This window comes from Streptomyces viridosporus, assembly GCF_002078235.1.
Taxonomy (GTDB): Bacteria; Actinomycetota; Actinomycetes; order Streptomycetales; family Streptomycetaceae; genus Streptomyces; species Streptomyces viridosporus.
On record NZ_MSGP01000427.1, the window covers coordinates 1 to 5,379 of the forward strand.

Annotated in this window: 6 protein-coding genes; 3 read left to right on the forward strand and 3 right to left on the reverse strand. The window is 71.5% G+C overall.

Features of this window, described 5'->3' with window-relative positions:
* A partial coding sequence (locus tag B7L92_RS27660) for an ABC transporter ATP-binding protein (RefSeq protein ID WP_107501620.1) occupies positions 1 to 791 on the reverse strand: 791 nt, incomplete at its 3' end.
* A gap of 104 nt (positions 792 to 895) precedes the next feature.
* Between B7L92_RS27660 and B7L92_RS27665 the strand changes: the two genes are divergently transcribed.
* Positions 896 to 1,393 carry a GbsR/MarR family transcriptional regulator gene (locus B7L92_RS27665; RefSeq protein ID WP_081240079.1) on the forward strand — a complete coding sequence of 166 codons (498 nt, stop codon included), beginning with the start codon at positions 896 to 898 and terminating at the stop codon, positions 1,391 to 1,393.
* Positions 1,394 to 1,588: 195 nt separating this feature from the next.
* Here B7L92_RS27665 and B7L92_RS27670 read toward each other — a convergent pair whose 3' ends face one another.
* Complete coding sequence (locus B7L92_RS27670) at positions 1,589 to 2,437, reverse strand: diacylglycerol kinase family protein (RefSeq protein ID WP_081240080.1); 849 nt, start codon at positions 2,435 to 2,437, stop codon at positions 1,589 to 1,591.
* Positions 2,438 to 2,623: 186 nt separating this feature from the next.
* Between B7L92_RS27670 and B7L92_RS27675 the strand changes: the two genes are divergently transcribed.
* Positions 2,624 to 3,907 carry an adenylosuccinate synthase gene (locus B7L92_RS27675; RefSeq protein WP_081240081.1) on the forward strand — a complete coding sequence of 428 codons (1,284 nt, stop codon included), beginning with the start codon at positions 2,624 to 2,626 and terminating at the stop codon, positions 3,905 to 3,907.
* 123 nt (positions 3,908 to 4,030) lie between these two features.
* Here the strand turns inward: B7L92_RS27675 and B7L92_RS27680 are convergent, their stop codons facing one another.
* Positions 4,031 to 4,921 (reverse strand): DMT family transporter, encoded by an 891-nt coding sequence (locus tag B7L92_RS27680; RefSeq protein ID WP_081240082.1) that lies wholly within the window; start codon positions 4,919 to 4,921, stop codon positions 4,031 to 4,033.
* Between the two features lie 81 nt (positions 4,922 to 5,002).
* On the opposite strand from B7L92_RS27680, the gene B7L92_RS27685 reads away from it, so the two are divergent.
* A partial coding sequence (locus tag B7L92_RS27685) for a TetR/AcrR family transcriptional regulator (protein ID WP_143626387.1) occupies positions 5,003 to 5,379 on the forward strand: 377 nt, incomplete at its 3' end.

Here is a 5,379-nt window from a genome sequence, read left to right on the forward strand (position 1 = left end):
ATCCGGCCGCCGTCGACGGCGAAGCGGATCCGGCCGGTGGCCTCGTCGACGACCTCCAGGTCGTGGACGCCGGGCAGGCGGTCCAGGCCGGTGGCGGGCCGCTCGGTCTCCGCCTCGACGGTGGTGCGGGTCAGGTGGCGCAGCTCGCCGAGGGTGCCGGACTGGACGGTGCGCCCCAGTCGGATGATGCTCACGCGGTCGGCGAGCTTCTCCACCTGCGCCAGGATGTGGCTGGAGAGCAGGACCGTCCTGCCGGCGGCCTTGGCCTCGCCGATGACGTCCTGGAAGACGACCTCCATGAGGGGGTCCAGTCCCGCGGTCGGCTCGTCCAGGAGCAGCAGCTCGGCGTCGGAGGCGAGCGCGGCGACGATGGCGACCTTCTGCCGGTTGCCCTTGGAGTAGGCGCGGCCCTTCTTGGTCGGGTCCAGGTCGAAGCGCTCGATGAGCTCGGCGCGCCGTTTCCGGTCCAGGCCGCCGCGCAGCCGCGCCAGCAGGTCGATGGCCTCGCCGCCGGTGAGGTTCGGCCAGAGCTCGACGTCACCGGGGACGTAGGCGAGGCGGTGGTGCAGCTGCACGGCGTTCGCCCAGGGGTCGAGGCCGAGCACCTGCGCGGCGCCCGAGTCGGCGCGCATCAGGCCCAGCAGGACGCGGATGGTGGTCGACTTGCCGGAGCCGTTGGGCCCGAGGAATCCGTGGACCTCGCCGGACTCGACGTCCAGGTCGAGACCGTCGAGTGCGCGGGTGCGACCGAACGACTTGTGGAGTCCGGAGACGCTGATGGCCTTCGTCATGCTTCGGAACGTACGCTTCTTTCAGAAATTTGTGAAGACAGGGAAGTGTGTGAAGTGGAGGTTAGACTGGCGGAAGCTGTCTGAGCAGGGGAGATGATCGGGCGATGGCGGAACCGGCCGGGGCGGACCGGGACCCGGAGGCGGTCTCGCGGTTCGTGGAGCAGTTCGCCGCGCAGCTGGTGGAAGCCGGACTGCCGCGGATGCCCGCCCGTGTCTTCGCGGCCCTGCTCTCCTCCGACACGGGCGTGCTGACCTCCGCCGAGCTGGGGGAGCGGCTGAAGATCTCGCCGGCCGCGGTCTCCGGGGCGGTGCGCTATCTGGCGCAGCAGCACATGGTCTCCCGTGAACGGGAACCGGGCTCGCGCCGGGAGCGGTACCGCGTGCACGGCGACCAGTGGTACGAGGCCCTCGCCAACCGCGAGACCGTCATCCGGCGCTGGGAGGACGGTCTGCGCGAGGGGGTCGCCAGTCTGGGCCCGGGCACCCCGGCGGGCCGCCGGCTGGCGGAGACGCTCGCCTTCTTCGAGTTCGTCGAGAAGGAGGTCGAGGCGATGATGGGACGCTGGCGGGTGCACCGGGAGGAGCGGTTCGGGCGGGGGTGAGGCGGGATCCCCGGAGCCGGTCATGCAGATGTAGTCGATCGACTACGCCGGGTTGTGGCTGGTCCGTCTCCAGGGAGGGCGCATCATGACAGTCATGGCAGAGCGACCGACGACAAACGGCACCGAGCCCCACAGCTTCGAGGGCCTGCTGGACACGACGGGGTTCAAGGCCCCCTGACGCGGATCCCGGGGCCGCTACCGCGCCGGCAGCACGATCCCCCACGCCTCCTCCCGCACCTCCCACGTCCGGGTCCGCACCGGCCCCGACACCAGTGCGTCCGCCCGGTAGCGGAAGTGCGCGCCCGACACGGTCACCGTGCGTCCCTCGGCCGCCAGCGGGGACGCCTCCGCGCCCACCGACGCCGGCCGCACCTCGACCCGGGCCGTCCCGGACGCGCCGGGGACCACCGACACGGTCCGCACCGACTGGTGCAGGTCGACGAGCGTCTTCCCGTCGACCTCCACCCGCAGCCGCGCGGGCCCCGTCTCGGGCGCGGAGACGATCCGGGACGGCCGGGCCGGCACCAGGGTCCGCACCAGGGACTGGCACGTCCGCAGCCAGGGACGCCCCTGCTCGGCCTCCGGCGCCGGCGCCGCCCCGAGGGGCGGGATCCGCACCGCGCCGAGCACCACGCCGTCGCTGTCGTCCACCAGCAGGTCCATCCGCCGCTCGACCCCCTCCAGCACGGCCCGCGCCGCGGCCACCGCCCCCGTCGGCACCCCCAGCGACCGGGCGAGGTCCAGCGCACCCCCGACCGGGACGAGCGACAGGGCGCAGGCGGCGAGTTCCCGCCGGCGGTGCAGCAGGGCGACCGCCCGCACCAGGGCGCGGTCGTCCCCGATCACCACCGGCCGCCGCGACCCGCGCCGGGCCAGTGCCCGGGCGAACTCCTCCGGGCCGTCCGGCAGGCACAGCTTCGTCTGCGCACCCGCGCCGAGCACGTCCTTCGCGATGCGCACGGACTCACCGTCCGTGCGCCGGGCGACCGGATCGATGACCACCAGGAGCTGATCGGACGTCGCGGAAGTCGCCACCTCGGCCATGCCTCGCTTCCTCGGGTAGCATCTTTGTGCAAGAGCCCCTTTGCGCTATTGCGCCGGGGGCTTCGTCTATTCCGGGGCATCCGGTCCGACGGTTGGCGGCCAACGGTGGTCGCGGTGCACGCGGCGGAGATCCTCCGCGTACGCCCCTGACCTTGGACATGCCCCGCCCGGAAGGGGTGTACGCGCGTGCCCGCACTTGTGCTGCTCGGTGCTCAGTGGGGTGACGAGGGCAAGGGAAAGGCCACGGACCTGCTCGGTGGCTCTGTCGACTACGTGGTGCGCTACCAGGGCGGCAACAACGCCGGCCACACGGTAGTCGTGGGTGACCAGAAGTATGCCCTCCACCTGCTCCCTTCCGGAATCCTGTCACCCGGCTGCACGCCGGTCATCGGCAACGGCGTCGTCGTCGACCCCTCGGTCCTGCTCTCCGAGCTGAGCGGGCTCAACGAGCGCGGCGTCGACACGTCGAAGCTCCTGATCAGCGGCAACGCCCACATCATCACGCCGTACAACGTGACGGTGGACAAGGTGACCGAGCGCTTCCTCGGCAAGCGCAAGATCGGTACGACGGGCCGGGGCATCGGCCCGACCTACGCCGACAAGATCAACCGCGTCGGCATCCGGGTCCAGGACCTGTACGACGAGTCGATCCTCACCCAGAAGGTCGAGGCGGCGCTCGACGTCAAGAACCAGGTCCTCACCAAGCTCTACAACCGGCGCGCGATCGCCGCGGACCAGGTGGTCGAGGAGCTGCTGGGCTACGCCGAGAAGCTGGCGCCGTACGTCGCCGACACCGTGCTGGTCCTCAACCAGGCGCTGGACGAGGACAAGGTGGTCCTCTTCGAGGGCGGCCAGGGCACGCTGCTGGACATCGACCACGGCACGTACCCCTTCGTCACCTCGTCCAACCCGACCGCGGGCGGCGCCTGCACGGGCGCCGGCGTGGGCCCGACGAAGATCAGTCGCGTCATCGGCATCCTGAAGGCGTACACGACCCGCGTCGGCGCCGGCCCGTTCCCGACGGAGCTCTTCGACGAGGACGGCGAGGCCCTGCGCCGCATCGGCGGCGAGCGCGGTGTGACGACCGGGCGCGACCGCCGCTGCGGCTGGTTCGACGCGGTCATCGCCCGCTACGCGACCCGGGTGAACGGCCTGACCGACTTCTTCCTCACCAAGCTCGACGTCCTCACCGGCTGGGAGCAGATCCCGGTCTGCGTCGCCTACGAGATCGACGGCAAGCGCGTCGAGGAGCTGCCGTACTCGCAGACGGACTTCCACCACGCGAAGCCGGTCTACGAGATGCTCCCGGGCTGGAGCGAGGACATCAGCAAGGCCAAGTCCTTCTCCGACCTCCCGAAGAACGCCCAGGCGTACGTCAAGGCGCTGGAGGAGATGTCCGGCGCCCCGATCTCCGCGATCGGCGTGGGCCCGGGCCGCGACGAGACGATCGAGATCAACTCGTTCCTCTGAGCGGGCCCTCCCGGAGGCCCGGAGACCCGGAGACCTGAAGGGGACGGCCGGCGCGGTGAACCCGCCCGGCCGTCCCTCTTTTTTTCCCGGTTTTTTCCCTGCCTCTCTCCTCGGTTTCTCTCCTCAGTGCCGGGCGGGCCGCGGCGCACGGGAGGCGTTCCCGCGGTGGACGACGACCACCGCCGCGAGGCCGACGGCCAGACCGAGGGCGGTCTGCGGGCCGAACGGCTCACCGAACGCGAGGGCTCCCCAGACCGCAGTGACCGGGGCCATGAGGAACATGAGGGTGTTGACCTCGGTGACTCCGGAGCGCCGCAGGATGAGCCAGTACAGCCCGTACCCGCCGAAGGTCGACAGCACCACGAGCCAGGTGATCGCGACCCAGAAGGAGGTCCCGGCGGGCGGCTTCGCGCCCCCGGTGCCCACGGCGAGCGCGGTGAAGACGACGGCGCTGGTGGCGCAGTGGACGGTCATCGACACCATGGGCGCGACCCGCACACGGGAGCGGCTTTCCAGGAACGTGGCCGCCACCAGCGAGAACATGCCGAGGAAGGGGATGAGATAGGCCCACCAGGCCGCGCCGGTGCCGGCCGCGGCGTCGGCCAGGGTGACGAGGGCGACGCCGCTCACCCCCAGACACAGGCCGAGCCACTGCCGGCGTGAGACGTACTGGCGCAGCAACGGCCCGGCGAGGGCCCCGGCGACGAGGGGCTGGACGCCGTCGATCAGGGCGGTGGTGCCGCTGGAGACCCCGAGCCGGATCGCGGAGTAGACGGTGAGCAGGTAGCCGCTCTGCGACAGCGCGCCGATCACGGCCTGCCGGGCCCCGTCCCGTACCGAGAGGCCCCGCCACGACGTTCTGGAGAAGGCGGCGACGGCGACCAGCACGACGGCCAGCGGCAGGAACCGCCACATCAGGATCGTGACCGCGGACGCGCTCTCCGCGCCGAGCTTGGCCCCGATGAACCCGGAGCTCCAGCAGAGCACGAAGGCCGCCGAGAGCAGGAGGTGCATGCCGTCCCCTCCGTCCGTCCCTCCTGGTAAACAGATCGGTATACCGACTGCCCACTATACAGATCGGTATACTTCGGAGGCATGGGCACTGCCGAGGGACCCCGACGGATCACGCTGACGCCTGCCGCACGGCGCGTCCTGGAGGCCGCCGGAAGGCTGTTCTACGAGCGCGGCATCCACGCCGTCGGGGTGGACCTGATCGCCGCCGAGGCCGGGGTGACGAAGAAGACCCTCTACGACCGGTTCGGCTCCAAGGAGCAGATCGTCGTGGAGTACCTCGCGGCTCGTGACGAGCGCTGGCGGGCCTTCCTCGCCCCCTACCTCGACGCCGCGGGGCCGGAGCCGGCGGCGCGCGTCCTGGCCGTCTTCGAGGCCTCGCGCGCGTGGGCGGCGGAGCACGGCTCCAAGGGGTGCAGCATGGTCAACGCCCACGCCGAGATCAGCGACCCGGCCCACCC

Coding starts and splice junctions, on each gene's coding strand:
- B7L92_RS27665 (WP_081240079.1), top strand. CDS start 896: ATGGCGGAACCGGCCGGGGCGGACCGGGACCCGGAGGCGGTCTCGCGG.
- B7L92_RS27670 (WP_081240080.1), bottom strand. CDS start 2,437: ATGGCCGAGGTGGCGACTTCCGCGACGTCCGATCAGCTCCTGGTGGTC.
- B7L92_RS27680 (WP_081240082.1), bottom strand. CDS start 4,921: ATGCACCTCCTGCTCTCGGCGGCCTTCGTGCTCTGCTGGAGCTCCGGG.